Below are 15177 nucleotides of genomic sequence, written 5' to 3' on the forward strand. Positions count from 1 at the left end.
GCGCTATTGACCCGAACCGGCGAACCACCTGGTGGCGACCTGTTTCCCGGCACAATACGACAGTGCACCGACATCCGCGCGGGCAGCGGTGCACGGAGGTTGCCCGCATGGTGATTCCGGTGACGCCGGTGCCCTTGTCCACCGGTACGGCGGCGTAGCATAGCCCGGCGGCAGGCATGGTGCGCCCCCCGCACCGCCAACTCGATCAAGGAGCACTTCGTGGGACAGGTCAGCGCCTCCAGTTCGATCGTCGTTCCGGCAGATCCGCAGCGCGCGCTGGAGGTGATCGCCGACTACGAGACCGTGCGGCCCCGCATCCTCTCCGCGCACTACCGGGACTACAAGGTGCTGGAGGGCGGTATCGGCGCGGGCACCGTGGCGGAATGGACCCTGCAGGCCACGCAGAAGCGTTCCCGCAACGTGCATGCCGTGGTGTCGGTGTCGGATTCGATGGTCACCGAACGCGATTCGAATTCCACGATGGTCACCACCTGGACCGTGACGCCGTCCGGCGCCGGTTCGCTGGTGACCGTGCGTACCAGTTGGAAGGGCGCCGACGGGGTGCCCGGATTCTTCGAGGGCATCTTCGCGCCGCTGGGCCTGAAGAAGATCCAGGCGGAGGTCCTGGAGAATTTGAAGCGGGAACTGGCGGGCTAGATTTCCTTTCCGTGACGAACCCGCACTGATTCCGAATCGTCGGCGGCGACGAGTTGCCGTCCGATAACCGGAAAGGCTTGCGCGGGCTGCTTCAGCGTACAGTCGAGACGTCGGGGCCCGATGCTCCGATATTCAGTCTTCGTCTGTGCGTATTCGGTACGGAGGACCGATGGACCTCGAACTCACTGCCGACGAGAAGAAGTTCCGCGACGGATTACGAGACGTCTTCCGCAACGAGGTGCCCGCCGATGTCCGGCAGCGCTCGCTCGACGGGCGGACCACCCGGGACGACCTGGTCACCTCGATGCGGATCCTCAACAGCCACGGGTTGGCGGTGCCGGAATGGCCGGTGCGATTCGGCGGGCAGGACTGGTCCGAGGTCCAGCGGTTCCTCTACGCCTCGGAACTGCAACGGGCCTCCGTCCCCCAGCCGCTGGCCTTCAACGCCAGCATGGTCGGGCCGGTGCTGTGCGAATTCGGCAGCCCCGAACAGCAGGAACGCTTCCTGGCGCCCACCGCCAATCTGGACATCTGGTGGTCGCAGGGCTTCTCCGAGCCGGAGGCCGGGTCCGACCTGGCCTCGCTGAAGACCACCGCGCGCCGTGAGGGCGACGAATGGATCATCGACGGCAGCAAGACCTGGACGACGCTGGGCCAGTACGGCGACTGGATGTTCCTGCTGGCCCGCACCGATCCGCAGGCGCCGAAACGGCAGATGGGCATCTCCTTCTTCCTGCTGGATATGAACACCGCCGGCCTGGAACGGCGGCCGATCGTCCTGATCGACGGCGAACCGGAGGTCAACGAATTCTTCTTCGACGGTGTCCGGATACCCGCGGAGAATCTGGTCGGCGAGGAGAATCAGGGCTGGACCTACGCGAAATTCCTGCTGGGTAACGAGCGGAACAGTATCGCCCGCATCGGCACCAGTCAGACCTATTTCGAGGCCGTCGCCGAAATGGCCGATCAGGTGGACATCGGCGGCGAGCCGTTGTCCCAGGATCCGGAATTCCGGGCCCGGCTGTACGACATCAAATTGCGCCTGCTGGCGCTGGAGGCCACCCAGATGCGGGTCACCGGCGCCTCGGCGAACGGGCAGCCGTCGCTGGTGTCGTCGCTGCTGAAACTCGAGGGCACCCGGGTGCTGCAGGAACTCAGCTCGCTGCGGATGGAGGTCGCGGGTTCGGACGCGGGCCTGGTCGGCGAGCACGACGGCCCCGACCTGAGCACCACCGATTTCGCGAATCTGGCCGCGCTGCAATATCTGAACCTGCGCAAGGTCTCGATTTTCGGTGGTACCAACGAGATTCAGCGCCGCGTGATCGCCCTGAACATCCTCGGACTGAAGGGGACGCGATGAACATCGAGCCCGACGACGACCAGCGGATGTTGTTCGAGGCCGTCGACGGCCTGCTGGCCCGCTCCTATCAGCCGGGCTTCCGGGGCAAGTCGGTGCGATCGGACCGCGGCTACAGCGACGAGGTGTGGTCCGCGCTGACCGAGATGGGACTCACCGGCCTGACCATCCCCGAGGAGTTCGACGGCATGGGCGCGGGTCTCGGCGAGGTCTACGTGGCGATGGAAGCGCTGGGCAAGCACGCCGCCGTGGAGCCGCTGCTCGATGGTGTGTACCTGCCGTCCTGGCTGATCGCCGACCTCGACACCGGCGACTCGCGCGCCGGGCTGCTCCGGCGGCTGGCCGGTGGGCAGGAGATCTTCGCCGTCGCGCACGCCGAGCCGCGCCGGGTCTGGCACGCCACCCCGTCGGTGACCGCCGCCGAGAACGCCGACGGCGCCATCGTCCTGGCGGGCGTGAAATCGCCGGTGCCCCGGGCCGCGCAGGCTGCCCTGCTGCTGGTCACCGCGGTCGATGCCGACGGCCGGACCGGCGTGTACGCGGTCGACACCGACGCGCCCGGCATCGTCCGCATCGACGGGCGCGGCCCGGATTGGACGCACGCGAGCGAGGTGCGGTTCACCGGTACGCCCGCGCGGCGGCTGGGCAGCACCGGCGAGGAGTCGGTCACCGCGCTGCGCGCGGCCTATTCGCGGGCGCGGCTGGCCGTGGCGGCCGAGGCGATCGGCCTGGCCGAGGCCGGGCTGGCGCAGGTGGTCGGCTATCTAACCAACCGCAGGCAGTTCGGGGTGAGCCTGGACACCTTCCAGGCGTTGGATTTCCGCTGCGCCGACCTGTACGCCGAGGTGGAGCTCGCTCGTTCGTTCGTGCTGTGGGCCTTCACCGTCGCCACCACCGGGGCGGTCGATCCGGCGGCCGCCGATGACGCGTTCGTCTACGCCGGCACCATGGCCCGCACCGCCGCGGAGGAGATGATCCAGTTGCACGGCGGCATCGGCATGACCTTCGAGACGGATGTCGCCCACCTCGCGGCCCGGCTGACCGCGATCCGGGAGAGCTACGGCGGCGTCCCCGCCGCCCGGCGCCGCGCGCTGCGCACGGCCGGCCTGACCACAGTGCCGGAGGCACTCCCGGGTTGAGCGCTGGAGGCGCTTACGGCCGAGCAGGTCCCGGATACCGGCTGGCTGCACGGCCGCTCCCGGCCGTGACTAGGCTGGGGGCACCCGATTCCCGCCAGAGAGGACATGGTTCGGTGCAGCCCGGTGGACAGATCGATATGCAGGCATTGCTGGCACAGGCACAGGCGGTGATGACCGCACAGGCCGAGATCGCGGCCACCGAGGTGGAGGGCGAGGCCGGCAACGGCCTGGTCAAGGTCCGCGTCAAGGCGACCGGTGAGGTACAGCAGTTGCTGATCGATCCGAAGGTCGTCGATCCGGAGGACGTGGAGACGCTGCAGGACCTCGTGGCCGGCGCGATCAACAACGCGATGGCCAACGCGCACGAGATGGCCGTGGCGAAGCTGGGCCCGCTGGCCGGCAACCCGGGCGGCGGCCAGCTGCCCGGCTTCCCCGGCGGTGGCCAGCTGCCCGGCTTCCCGGGCTGAGCCAGGGCGCGGGGTGTACGAGGGGCCGGTTCAGGATCTGATCGACGAGTTGGGCAAACTGCCCGGCGTCGGTCCGAAGAGCGCGCAGCGCATCGCTTTTCATCTGCTGTCGGTCGAGCCGCCGGAGATCGACCGGCTGCAGTCCGCCCTGCAGAAGGTGCGCGACGGCGTGCGGTTCTGCGCGGTGTGCGGCACGGTGTCCGACGGCGAACTGTGCCGCATCTGTGCCGACCCGCGCCGCGACCGCACCATGATCTGTGTGGTCGAGGAGCCCAAGGATGTGCAGGCCATCGAGCGCACTCGCGAGTTCCGTGGCCGTTATCACGTGCTCGGCGGTGCGCTCGATCCGCTGTCCGGGGTGGGGCCGGATCAATTGCGGATCCGGGAACTGCTGGCGCGCATCGGGAATCAGGAGGACGGGGTCGATGTCACCGAGGTGATCATCGCCACCGATCCCAATACCGAGGGCGAGGCGACGGCCACCTATCTGGTGCGCATGTTGCGCGACTTCCCGGGTCTGTCGGTCACGCGCCTGGCTTCCGGGCTGCCGATGGGCGGCGATCTGGAGTTCGCCGACGAGCTCACCCTCGGCCGGGCGCTGTCCGGCCGCCGCACCCTCTGATCAGAGGTCGACCGGCCGCCACTCCAGCGCGTCGAGCCCGGAGCGGTCGCCGGTCGTCCACTCCCAGATGAGATCCGCGACCTGCTGCGCATCGTCGAGCTGGGTGCCGAAGTGCCGTTCGGGTGAGCCGTCGCGGAGTTCCAGGGTGTAGCGCCCGGATTCCTCGCGCAACGTCTGGATGTAGTGCTGCGGTTCGCGTTCGACGATCAGGTAGGGATTCGGATCCGAGAGGGTCGGAACCCACAGATCGATCAGCGCGCGGGTCAGGTACGGGAAATCGCCCGCGCCGCCGTGGGTGACCGTCACCGGGACGTGTCCGGCCGGGTCGATCAGCCAGGTCAGCTGCGGATCGTAGACGGCGTAGTCGCGCGGCGTGGCCAGCTCGAACAGCAGCGCGCGCAGATATCCGATGGCGTCGTATCCGCTCGACACGAACAGCGTCGTGCCGGTGTCCGCGCCACCGGCGGGGGCGTCGGCGAGGAAGGCGTCCGCCTCGGGCAGTTCCGCGTTGCGGCGGTTCAGCTCGGCCGCGATCGCGGCGATCGGCTCGGCCTCGGGCCGCCCCTGCTGAGCGGACAGGTACGCGTCGACCTCGGCGGGTGTCACGGCGGCGCCGGAGGGCAGCAGGACGTGGTCGTAGCTCACCCGGTCAGGCTACGCGGTCGCTAGTCCGGCACGTTCGTGCCAGGTGTGGTGAACTTGGGTATGGGGATCAAGGTTTCCCTCGAGCACAGCACCCGCTATTCCTTCGACCGTCTCGTGCGGATACATCCGCACGTCGTCCGGCTGCGGCCCGCGCCGCATACCCGGACGACCATCGAGGCATATTCGCTGCGAGTCGCCCCGGCGGGGCATTTCGTCAACTGGCAGCAGGACGCGTTCGGGAATTTCCTTGCGCGCCTTGTCTTTCCGGAGCCCGCGCGGGAGCTGGAGATCACCGTCGGCTTGGTCGCCGACCTGGATGTGATCAATCCGTTCGACTTCTTCGTAGAAGAGGACGCCGAACACTTCCCGTTCACCTATTCGCCGGACCAGGCCGCCGACCTGGAGGCGTATCTCCGGCCGGTCGACGAGGATCCGGACGCGGCGTCCGGCCCCGGACCGCTGGTGCGCGAGTGGGTGCGCCGGCACGCGCTGCCACTGGCCGCGGACCGGCCGCGCTCGATCGACTTCCTGGTCGAACTGAACCGGGCTTTGCGCGACGACGTCGACTACACCGTCCGGATGGAACCCGGTGTGCAGACCCCGGATTTCACGCTGCGGGCGGCGCTGGGGTCCTGCCGCGACTCGGCCTGGCTGCTGGTGTCGATTCTGCGCGAGCTGGGGCTGGCGGCGCGGTTCGTGTCCGGTTATCTCGTGCAGCTGTCCCAGGACGCGCCCTCACTGGACGGACCCTCGGGCCCGCCGGCGGACTTCACCGATCTGCACGCCTGGACCGAGGTGTTCCTGCCCGGCGCGGGCTGGGTCGGTATGGACCCCACCTCCGGCCTGTTCGCCGGCGAGGGCCACATCCCGCTGGCGGCCACCCCGCAACCCAGTTCGTCGGCGCCGATCACCGGCGCCACGGACCGCTGCGAGGCCACCCTCGAATTCACCAACACGGTCCGGCGGATCCACGAGGACCCGCGAGTCACGTTGCCGTACACCGACACCGAGTGGCGGCGTATCACCGAGTTGGGCGCGTCGGTGGACGAGCGGTCCGCCGGTATCGGCCTGACCATCGGTGGCGAGCCGACCTTCGTCTCGGTCGACGACCAGACCAGCGAACAGTGGACCACCGCGGCCGACGGGCCCGAGAAGCGGCTGCGGGCGGTCGATCTGGCAAGCCGGATGCGCCGGATCTACGCGCCGACCGGGCTCGTGCAGTATCGGCAGGGCAAGTGGTATCCGGGAGAACCGTTGCCGCGCTGGGAGATCGCGGTCGCCTGGCGCTCCGACGGCGAGCCGGTCTGGACCCGCCAGGATCTGCTCGCGGATCCGTGGACGACTCCGGACCTGCGGCGCGTCGATCACGAGACGGGCGCCGCGGTTGCCCCGCAGGCGAATTCCGCGGTGGAGCCGACCACCGGCCCGCCGGCGGGCTCGAACGGCGCCGGGGGATCGGCGGCGCGCGGTGCCGAAACGAACGGGCATGTGTGGCAGGCGAAGCCGGAGGCCGCACGCCGGCTGATCGCCGAGGTCGCCGCGGCGCTCGGACTGCCGGAAGCACAGGTCCGGCCCGCCTACGAGGATCCGCTGTCGCGGCTGTCGGCGGTACTGCGGGCGCCGGTCGGCGAACCCACGGAAGATCTCGCCCCGGAACAGGATTCGCCGGAGGCCCGGCGCGAGTTGCTGGCACGGCTGGACGAGACGGTCACCGCGGCCACCTCGTACGTGCTGCCGTTGCACCGCCGCGCCGACGGCGCCGGCTGGGCCAGTGCCGACTGGCAGTTCCGGCGCGGCCGGATCGTGCTGGCGGACGGCGATTCCCCGGCGGGCCTGCGCCTGCCGCTGGACGCGGTTTCCTGGTATCCGCCGCCGCCGCAGTGGGAGCGGGATCCGATCGTGCCGGGCCCGCTCGGATTGCCGCGCACCGAACCGGAGGCCGTCGTCGAGGCCGCCGACTGGGTACCGACGACCGCGCTGGTCGCCGAGGTGCGCGACGGCCGGCTGTTCGTATTCCTGCCCCCGATGACGAGTTTCGAGGACTTCCTCGATCTGGTCGGCCGGATCGAGGCCGCGGCCGTCGCGCTGAGGCAGCCGGTGGTGCTGGAAGGCTATGCGCCGCCACCGGATCCGCGCTTGCGCACCTTCTCGGTCACTCCGGATCCGGGCGTGATCGAGGTGAACGTGCAGCCCACCGCCTCCTTCGCCGAGCAGGCCCGGCTACTGGAGACGCTCTACGAGCAGGCCCGGCTGGCGCGGCTGAGCACCGAGAGTTTCGATATCGACGGCACCCATTCCGGTACCGGCGGCGGCAATCACCTCACGCTCGGCGGGGCCACCCCGGATCGTTCGCCGCTGCTGCGCCGCCCCGACCTGCTGGTCTCGATGTTGCGCCTCTGGCAACGGCATCCGTCGATGTCGTACCTGTTCTCCGGCCGTTTCATCGGGCCCACCTCGCAGGCCCCACGGGTGGACGAGGGCCGCCCGGAGGCGCTCTACGAACTGGAGATCGCCTTCGCCGAGATCGCCCGGCTCGCCGCCCGCAAGCAGCCGGACAACGGAACCAATTCGGACACAGTGTCTTCCGCTCCGTGGGAAGTGGATCGCGCACTGCGGCACCTGCTCACCGATCTGACCGGCAACACCCACCGCGCGGAATTCTGCATCGACAAGCTGTACAGTCCCGACTCCGCGCGCGGCCGCCTGGGCCTGCTGGAACTGCGCGGCTTCGAGATGCCCCCGCACGACCGGATGGCGATGGTGCAGTCGCTGCTGGTCCGGGCCTTGGTGCTGCGGTGCTGGTCCGAACCGTACACCGCGCCGCTGGTGCGGCACGGCGCCAACCTGCACGGCCGCTATTTGCTGCCGCACTTCGTGCTGGCCGACATCGCCGAGGTGGTGGCCGATCTACGTTCGCACGGCATCGAATTCGAGCTCAGCTGGCTGGACCCGTTCGCGGAGTTCCGGTTTCCGCGGATCGGCACGGTGGCGCTCGGGAACGCCGAACTGGAACTGCGTTCGGCCATCGAGCCGTGGCACACCCTCGGCGAGCAGACCGTCGCCACCGGCACCGCGCGCTACGTGGACTCCTCGGTGGAACGGTTGCAGGTCCGGCTCGCCGGCGCCGATCGTGATCGATACCTGTTGACCTGCAACGGATTTCCCGTGCCGCTGCTCTCCACGGACAAGGCCGACGTGCAGGTGGCCGGCATCCGGTACCGCGCGTGGCAGCCACCCAACGCGCTGCACCCGTCGATCACCGTCGACGTCCCGCTGGTCTTCGATCTGGTCGAGGCGGAAACCGGTGTATCGCTGGGCGGCTGCACCTACCACGTCGCGCATCCGGGCGGTCTCTCCTACGAGACCCCGCCGGTGAACGCCGTCACGGCGCAATCGCGGCGCAATCGGCGGTTCGAACCGATCGGACATACGCCGGGACGTCGCGACCCGGCCGATCTGCGTGCGAAAATAGCGGTACAGTCGGTCGATGTCGGGGCGCCGGGCATTCTCGATCTGCGCCGTGCACGAACCGTGTGGGGCGTGACCGGCGGCCGATAGACATGCCTGCGAGAAGTGAGGGCCGCCGCGATGGCAGGGCAGGAGCCGGACATCCGGAGTCGTGACGCGACGCGCGCGGTGGTAGCCGAATTCGCCCGTTACCGGGCGGCCGCCGTCGAGACCGCCTCCTACGACGCCTGCGGCGAACCGGTCGACCGCTACTACGACGAACTCGTCGACGCCGACGGCCGGATCCGGCCGATCTGGTCGGAACTGTCCGCCGACTTCATCGATCAGGGCCCCGAGGGTCTGGCCCGGCTGGACCGGCGGGTGCGCCGGCTCGTCGAGGACGACGGGATCACCTACACCGAGGTCGGCGCCGGTGAACAGTGGTCCGGACCGGCCTCGGATGTCGCGCCGGATGCGACGTTCGGGCGCGAGTCGGCTGCGACCGCCGCGTCCGGGACGGGTGCGCTCGGCCCGGCGGCGCCGGTGCCGTGGCGGCTGGATCCGATTCCGCTGCTGGTGTCCGCCGACGACTGGGCCGGGCTGGAAGCCGGTCTGGCGCAGCGGTCGCGGGTGCTGGACGCGGTGCTGGCCGATGTGTACGGGCCGCGGCGGCTGCTGACCGACGGTGTGCTGCCGCCGGAGATCGTTTTCGGCAGCACCGGTTATCTCCGTGCGGCACACGGGATCACGCTGCCCGGCCGGCATCAGTTGTTCCTGCACGCGAGCGACATCAGCCGCTGGGGTGACGGCGAGTTCCGGGTGCTGACCGATTGGGCACAGGCGCCGTCCGGGGCCGGGTATGTGCTGGCCGACCGGCGGGTGGTGTCCGCGGCCGTGCCCGAGGCGTTCGAGCATTCGAGCCCGCGGCCGCTCACACCGTTCGCACGGGCGATGCGGTTGCTCCTCATCGAGGCCGCGCCGGCCGCCGCCGACGATCCCACGGTGGTGGTGCTGAGTCCCGGCGCGCACTCCGAAACCGCTTTCGACCAAGCGTATCTGGCCTCGGTGCTCGGCTTTCCGCTGGTGGAGAGCGAGGACCTGGTGGTTCGCGACGGCATGTTGTGGATGCGGTCGCTGGGCACGCTGCATCGGGTCGACGTGGTGTTGCGCCGCGTGGACGCCGAATTCGCGGATCCGCTGGATCTGCGGCCGGATTCGCGGCTCGGCGTGGTCGGACTGGTGGAGGTGCTGCGCCGCGGCGCGGTGACGATCGTCAACACGCTGGGTAGCGGGCTGCTGGAGAGTCCCGCGCTGGCGGTGTTGCTGCCGCGGCTTGCGCGGGAACTGTTCGGGGAGGAACTGCTGTTGCCCGGGGCGCCGGCCTACTGGGGCGGCGTCGACGCCGAACGCGACCATCTGCTGAAGCATGTGGGCCGCTTGATCATTCGTTCCGCCGTCGACGGCGCCACGCATGTCGGTCCGGCATTGTCGGCGGCGCAGCGCGCGGAGCTGGCGGCCCGGATCGAGGCGCAGGGCTGGCAGTGGGTGGGGCAGGAGCCGCCGGAGTTCTCGGTCGCCCCCGCGATCGCCGACGGTGGCCTCACCGCGGCCCCGGTCGGCGTGCGGTTGTTCTCGATGGCCGGCCGCAGCGGATATCGCGTCATGCCCGGCGGTCTGGGGCAGTTGCATCAGCGCACGCAGCCCCGGCGATCGGTGCTCGAGGTGGCGGCCAAGGACGTGTGGGTGCGCGCGGCCCCGGTCGCGGCCACCGCGGCCGTTGCCGCCGAGCCGGTGCACGAGGAGCGAGTGCATTCGGCCGCACCGGTGTTGGAGGCGATCAGCTCGCCGCGCGTACTGGAGAACCTGTTCTGGATGGGTCGTTACGCGGAGCGCGCTCAGGCCACGGTCCGCCTGCTGATCGCGATCCACCGGCAATACCAGGACTTCCGCTACCGCCCCTGGCTGGACGGCGCCGACGCGGTACCCGTGCTGATGGCGGCGTTGTCCCGGGTCACCGGCACCCCGGCGCCCCTCGCGATCGCCGCACTGCCACAACCGGATCCGGCTCCCACCGGCCCCGCGTCCGGTCCCGGCTCGCGGCGCCCCACGGCGGACGAACCCCTCCTGCGCTCCGCGGAACAACTAGAACTCCCACCACCACAACAACAGTCCCGCGCCGCGGAGCACTGGCGCACCGCCGCCGGGCCGGAGACGTTCGGCCGCCCCGCCCGGCGCTCGCCGGAAGCGCCTGCCGCACAGCGGCATTCGCCGGAGTCCGACGTTCCCGTCGGTCCGGTCGGCGCGGACGCGGTCACGGCCGACCCGATCGCCTGGTCGGATCGGATCGCGCCGGCGCACCCCGTCACCGCCGAGCAGGCCGGCCTGCAAGGCGCGGACGCGCCGCCCGGCCCGGATCCGACCCCGCCCACCCCGCCCCGCCCACCCCGGGCATCCGAGCCCGCTGCGGTACAGCATGATTCGCTTCCCGGCGGATACCGGGAGCCCGTCGGACCGCAGGAGCCCACCGCTCCGTCCCTCGACGGTCCGCCGCTCCCGAACGCCTCGCCGCCGAACGCGCAAGCCCCCGAGCGACCGGAAGCCTCCGGCTTTCCGGACGAGTCGGTGGTGCCCGGTGACACGTCGGCGGCCGGCTCCGGGGGGCTCGGCCGTCGCGGTACGGGTGGACCCGCCGGTGCGCCGGAACGCGGCGAGGAGTCGCGCCGATCGTCCGGCAACGACTCACCGAGCGACCGTGATCGGTCGAATCCCATTGTGGCCAAGGATGTTCCGGCATGGCTGCCGCCGGTGGTCGGCGCGTCTCCGACGGGCCACGGCTACCTGGTCCGGGTGAGCGCGGACCGGGAGTTGCCTGGTTCGCTGGCCTACGCGATCGAGCATTTCGGAGCCGATGCGCGGGCGGTGCGTGATCAGTTGTCGGCCGATACCTGGATGGTGTCGAGCGCCATGGATCGGGCGATGGCGCAGTACCGCGCCGGCGCCCGCGACCAGGAGGCGGCGCTGGCGGAGTTGCACGCGGCGGTGCTCGCGGCGCTGCTGGCGCTGTCCGGTATGGACGCGGAGTCCATGGTGCGCGACACCGGTTGGTACGTGGCCGATATCGGGAAGCGGATCGAACGCGGCATCGCGCTGACCGCTCTGCTGGCGGCGGCGTTCACCCAGACCTATCCGGACGCGGTGCAGCGGATCGTCACCGAGGCGGTGCTGCGGGCGACCGAGTCGGTGGTGAGTTACCGTCGCCGGCACCGGGATTCGATCCGGGTCGCGGCGGTGGCGAGCCTGCTGCTGTTCGATGCCGCCAATCCGCGCTCGCTGGCGCATCAACTGGAGCGGCTGGAGGCGGACCTCCAGGCGTTGCCGGGCGCGTCCGGATCCTCCCGGCCGCAGCGGTTGCTCGCCGAGGCGCAGCGGATGCTGAGTCGGCTGGACCCCGCCGATCTGGAGGTCGCCGACGCGGCGGGCCGGCGCACGGTGTTCGCCGAATTGATCGAGGGTGTCCATCTGCGGCTGCGTACGCTGTCGGAGGCCTTCGAGACCAGTCGGCTGGCCGGGCCCGGCGACATCCAGCCGCTGTGGGGCAATACACGAGTGGTGGAATGAGATGAGCGGCAACGACTCCGGCGGCCGATGTTACCGAGTGTGGCATCGCACCACGTACACCTATTCCGACGACGTCACCAGTTCCTACGGCCGGGCCTATCTGCAACCGCGCGAATTCGCGGGCCAGCGGGTGCTGTCGCACGACGTCGACATCGACCCGGTCCCCTCGGATCGCTCGGTCGGCGCGGACGTGTACGGCAACGTCACGCTGTATTTCCATGTCACCGCGGCGCATCGGCGGCTCGAGGTGGTCGGGGAGTCGGTGGTCGAGGTGCGGCGGCCGGTGCTTCCGGTGGCCGAATTGCCTTGGGAGCGCGCCCGTCCCGGTGGCGGCGCCGCGCCGCTGGCGGTCGAGTTCGCGCTGGATCTGCAACCGCCGGAGATCACCGCCGAGGTGACCGCGTATGCCGCCGAATCGTTCACCCCGGGCCGGCCGCTGCTGGCGGCGGTCGCGGAACTGACCTCGCGCATCCATCGGGATTTCGCCTACCGATCGGGTTCCACGACCGTCAGCACCCGGGTGGCCGATGTGTTCGCGGCGCGGCGCGGGGTCTGCCAGGACTTCGCGCGGATCGCCGCGGCCTGCCTGCGCTCGCACGGCCTGGCCGCGCGTTATGTCTCCGGTTATCTGGCCACCGATCCACCGCCGGGCCAGGAACGTCTGGTCGGCGCCGACGCGACCCACGCGTGGGCGGCGGTGTGGGCCCCGGACCCGCAGACGCCGGACGGCGAGGGGCAATGGATCGGATTCGACCCGACCAACGACACTTTCGCGGACGATCGCTACGTGACGCTGTCCTGGGGCCGTGACTACGCCGACGTGCCGCCGTTGCGCGGCATCATCTACACCGACGCGCGCGAGAGCACAATCGCCGTCGGTGTGGATGTGGCCCCGCTCGGGGTATAGCCCCGGCATGCGCGCCTTCACCTGCCCCCATTGCGGCTGGAAACTCACCTTCGAGAACTCGTTGTGCCTGGGCTGCCACAGCCCCCTCGGATTCAGCCTCGGCGAGCGGGCGCTGGTGGTGATCGGCGGGCCGGACGTGGTCGCCGCCGAGGCCGCGAGCGGTGGCGTGGTGCCCGCCGACAAGTACCGGCTGTGCGCCAACCTGCACAAGGCCAACTGCAACTGGCTGGTCGCGGCCGCCCCCGGCGACGACGGGGTGCTGTGTGAATCGTGCCGCCTCACTCGCACCCGCCCGGCCGACAAGGACAGCGACGGACTGGCCGCGTATGCCGACGCCGAGGCCGCCAAGCGCCGACTGGTGCTCGAACTGGCCGAACTGGGCCTGCCGATCACGGACCGGCAGGCCGATCCGGAGCGCGGGCTCGCCTTCGATCTGCTGTCCAGCGCGGCGGACCCGGTGGTCACCGGGCACATGAACGGGGTCATCACCGTCGATCTGGCCGAGGCGCACGATGTGCACCGGGAGCGGCTGCGCGTCGAGATGGCCGAGCCGTATCGCACCCTGCTGGGCCATTTCCGGCACGAGATCGGCCACTACTACTTCTCCGTGCTCGTGGACGACGCGGCGACGGACCGGTTCCGGGAACTGTTCGGCGACCCGTCCGCCGACTATCAGCAAGCCCTGGACCGGCACTACAGCGAGGGCGCCCCGGCGGGCTGGACCCACAACTACGTCTCGTCCTACGCCACCATGCACGCCGCCGAGGACTGGGCCGAGACCTTCGCGCACTACCTGCACATCCGGGACACGCTCGACACGGCGGCGGCCTACGGTTTCGCCCCCGCCGGCGCGGCACTGGATCGCCCGCAACTGGGCCGGGCCGGTTTCGACCGGATCATCGAGCTGTGGCTGCCACTGTCCTGGTCGCTGAACATGATCAACCGCTCGATGGGCCACCACGACCTGTACCCGTTCGTCCTCGCCGAACCGGTGCTGGAGAAGATGCGCTTCATCCACGACCTGTGTGCGCAGCGACCCGCCGAACCCGACATCCTGCCGGTCGACGCACCGGTCGACGCACCGGTTCCGGTGTCCCCGCGCTCGCGCCGGTTGCGGTGGCGTCGCCGGACTACCGCATGAGGTTCCGGCGATAGTCCGGGATCGCTGCATGAAACGTCAGCAGTCGCAGCAGCTTTCGCCACAGCAGGCCTCGCCGCAGGCGCAGCCCTCGCAGGCGCAGCAGCAGTCCTCGCCGCAGTTGCAGCATTCGCAGCAGATCATGCCCTCGCAGAACGGGATACAGGAGCTGCGGCGCCGGGGCGGCCTGCCGTAGTAACCCTGCGGCGGGTAGCCGGGCTCGTATCCGTAGCCCGGTGGCGGCGGATAACCCCTTCGCCGCCAACGACTTTCGATCCGGTTCTCGGTGCGGCAGCTGCCGTTGTGGCCGTGGCCGAAGGTGCGGCGCACCGAGCGCTTCAGCTCACGGGTGAGCATGGTCCGCACCAGCCGGTCGTCGGTGAATTCCGCGTCGGCCAAGGCCAATTCGATGCCGAGCAGGGCATCGTCGCACAACCGGCGGGCCTCGTCGACGCTTGTCGCGGTGGCGGGCAAGGGATTCCACTTGCCGTGCGCGAGGTCGTCGCCGAGGTCCTCGACCGCGTCGACCAGATGCGCGATCCGCCCGAACATCCGGCCCACCTCGGCCAGCGGTTCGGCATTGGCGGGCCGGCCGGCCAGGATCGCGGCGTGGCCGAAGGCCGCGGCGGTGGCCGTCTCGGTCGGCTCGGTGACCGTCAGCAGCGGGGTGCCCGGTCCGGCCGCGGCCTCGATCTCGGTCTGCCGTTCGACGGCGGTCAGCAGCACGCCGGTGTCGAAGCCCAGGTCGGCGCCGGTCCCGGCGCCCTGCCGGGCCCAGCGCCGCGCGATCCGCCGGGCCGCGGGCCGGATACCGGCGGTGCCGGCGAGACCGTCGCCGTCGTCGGCGTGGTCGCGGACCTTGGCGGCGGCCAGCACCAGCGAGACGGTCGCGGCGAGCCGGACGCTGTCGCCGACCGCGACATCGGCGCCGCGCATTCCGCGTAGGGGGCACGGACCCGCGGCTCGACGGGCGGCGCCGCCGGCCGATTGCGCCTCCACCAGTGCCGAAATCAGTAATCCGTCGTAATTGGTCGCGATCCGCGCGGCGTGCCCGTGATCGTCCCGCAGTGCGAGGCACAGCCCGCACAGTTGGGCCATCCAGGCCGCGCTCAACTCCTCGCCCAGCCGATGGCGGCAGGGTCGGATGATGCCGAACATGATTCGACGGTAGCCGCGAAAC

Annotated in this window: 11 protein-coding genes and 1 pseudogene; 10 read left to right on the forward strand and 2 right to left on the reverse strand. The window is 70.4% G+C overall.

Annotated features, from left to right (window positions below; genetic code table 11):
- Positions 1-219 precede the first annotated feature (219 nt).
- From NRB56_RS35390 to recR, 5 genes are all read left to right on the forward strand, one after another.
- Positions 220-657 (forward strand): SRPBCC family protein, encoded by a 438-nt coding sequence (locus NRB56_RS35390; RefSeq protein WP_319943997.1) that lies wholly within the window; start codon positions 220-222, stop codon positions 655-657.
- Positions 658-826: 169 nt separating this feature from the next.
- Positions 827-2017 carry an acyl-CoA dehydrogenase family protein gene (locus NRB56_RS35395; RefSeq protein WP_153348733.1) on the forward strand — a complete coding sequence of 397 codons (1191 nt, stop codon included), beginning with the start codon at positions 827-829 and terminating at the stop codon, positions 2015-2017.
- Complete coding sequence (locus NRB56_RS35400; protein WP_153348734.1) at positions 2014-3153, forward strand: acyl-CoA dehydrogenase family protein; 1140 nt, start codon at positions 2014-2016, stop codon at positions 3151-3153. The genes NRB56_RS35395 and NRB56_RS35400 overlap by 4 nt, the downstream gene beginning before the upstream one ends.
- Before the next feature lie 113 nt (positions 3154-3266).
- Positions 3267-3620: a YbaB/EbfC family nucleoid-associated protein gene (locus NRB56_RS35405; protein WP_319943998.1), complete on the forward strand. Its 354-nt coding sequence runs from the start codon at positions 3267-3269 to the stop codon at positions 3618-3620.
- Between the two features lie 13 nt (positions 3621-3633).
- Positions 3634-4242 (forward strand): recombination mediator RecR, encoded by a 609-nt coding sequence (recR, locus tag NRB56_RS35410; protein ID WP_030516496.1) that lies wholly within the window; start codon positions 3634-3636, stop codon positions 4240-4242.
- Here recR and NRB56_RS35415 read toward each other — a convergent pair whose 3' ends face one another.
- Positions 4243-4887 carry a hypothetical protein gene (locus tag NRB56_RS35415; RefSeq protein WP_319943999.1) on the reverse strand — a complete coding sequence of 215 codons (645 nt, stop codon included), beginning with the start codon at positions 4885-4887 and terminating at the stop codon, positions 4243-4245.
- 60 nt (positions 4888-4947) lie between these two features.
- On the opposite strand from NRB56_RS35415, the gene NRB56_RS35420 reads away from it, so the two are divergent.
- The 5 genes and pseudogenes from NRB56_RS35420 (at position 4948) to NRB56_RS35435 (ending at position 14000) form a co-directional block, all read left to right on the forward strand.
- A complete protein-coding gene (locus NRB56_RS35420) occupies positions 4948-8445 on the forward strand; it encodes a transglutaminase family protein (protein WP_153348735.1) in 3498 nt (1165 codons plus the stop codon).
- Positions 8446-8523: 78 nt separating this feature from the next.
- Positions 8524-10380, forward strand: a pseudogene (locus tag NRB56_RS39525) (circularly permuted type 2 ATP-grasp protein); the annotation flags it as partial.
- Between the two features lie 336 nt (positions 10381-10716).
- A complete protein-coding gene (locus tag NRB56_RS40600; protein ID WP_456320185.1) occupies positions 10717-11952 on the forward strand; it encodes an alpha-E domain-containing protein in 1236 nt (411 codons plus the stop codon).
- Between the two features lies 1 nt (position 11953).
- Positions 11954-12859, forward strand: coding sequence for a transglutaminase family protein (locus tag NRB56_RS35430; RefSeq protein WP_153348737.1), 906 nt, complete (start codon positions 11954-11956; stop codon positions 12857-12859).
- Positions 12860-12866: 7 nt separating this feature from the next.
- Positions 12867-14000 carry a zinc-binding metallopeptidase family protein gene (locus NRB56_RS35435; RefSeq protein WP_153348738.1) on the forward strand — a complete coding sequence of 378 codons (1134 nt, stop codon included), beginning with the start codon at positions 12867-12869 and terminating at the stop codon, positions 13998-14000.
- Positions 14001-14036: 36 nt separating this feature from the next.
- On the opposite strand, the gene NRB56_RS35440 is transcribed toward NRB56_RS35435, so the two are convergent.
- Positions 14037-15155, reverse strand: a complete 1119-nt coding sequence (locus tag NRB56_RS35440; RefSeq protein WP_153348739.1) for a DUF5685 family protein — start codon at positions 15153-15155, stop codon at positions 14037-14039.
- Positions 15156-15177: the final 22 nt, after the last annotated feature.

Origin of the sequence: Nocardia aurantia (assembly GCF_009604425.1) — a bacterium.
In the GTDB taxonomy this organism is placed as follows: Bacteria; Actinomycetota; Actinomycetes; order Mycobacteriales; family Mycobacteriaceae; genus Nocardia; species Nocardia aurantia.

Excerpts from the sequence above, each read along its gene's own strand:
- NRB56_RS35395 (WP_153348733.1), top strand. The coding sequence starts at position 827 with ATGGACCTCGAACTCACTGCCGACGAGAAGAAGTTCCGCGACGGATTA.
- NRB56_RS35400 (WP_153348734.1), top strand. The coding sequence starts at position 2,014 with ATGAACATCGAGCCCGACGACGACCAGCGGATGTTGTTCGAGGCCGTC.
- NRB56_RS35420 (WP_153348735.1), top strand. The coding sequence starts at position 4,948 with ATGGGGATCAAGGTTTCCCTCGAGCACAGCACCCGCTATTCCTTCGAC.
- NRB56_RS35430 (WP_153348737.1), top strand. The coding sequence starts at position 11,954 with ATGAGCGGCAACGACTCCGGCGGCCGATGTTACCGAGTGTGGCATCGC.
- NRB56_RS35435 (WP_153348738.1), top strand. The coding sequence starts at position 12,867 with ATGCGCGCCTTCACCTGCCCCCATTGCGGCTGGAAACTCACCTTCGAG.
- NRB56_RS35440 (WP_153348739.1), bottom strand. The coding sequence starts at position 15,155 with ATGTTCGGCATCATCCGACCCTGCCGCCATCGGCTGGGCGAGGAGTTG.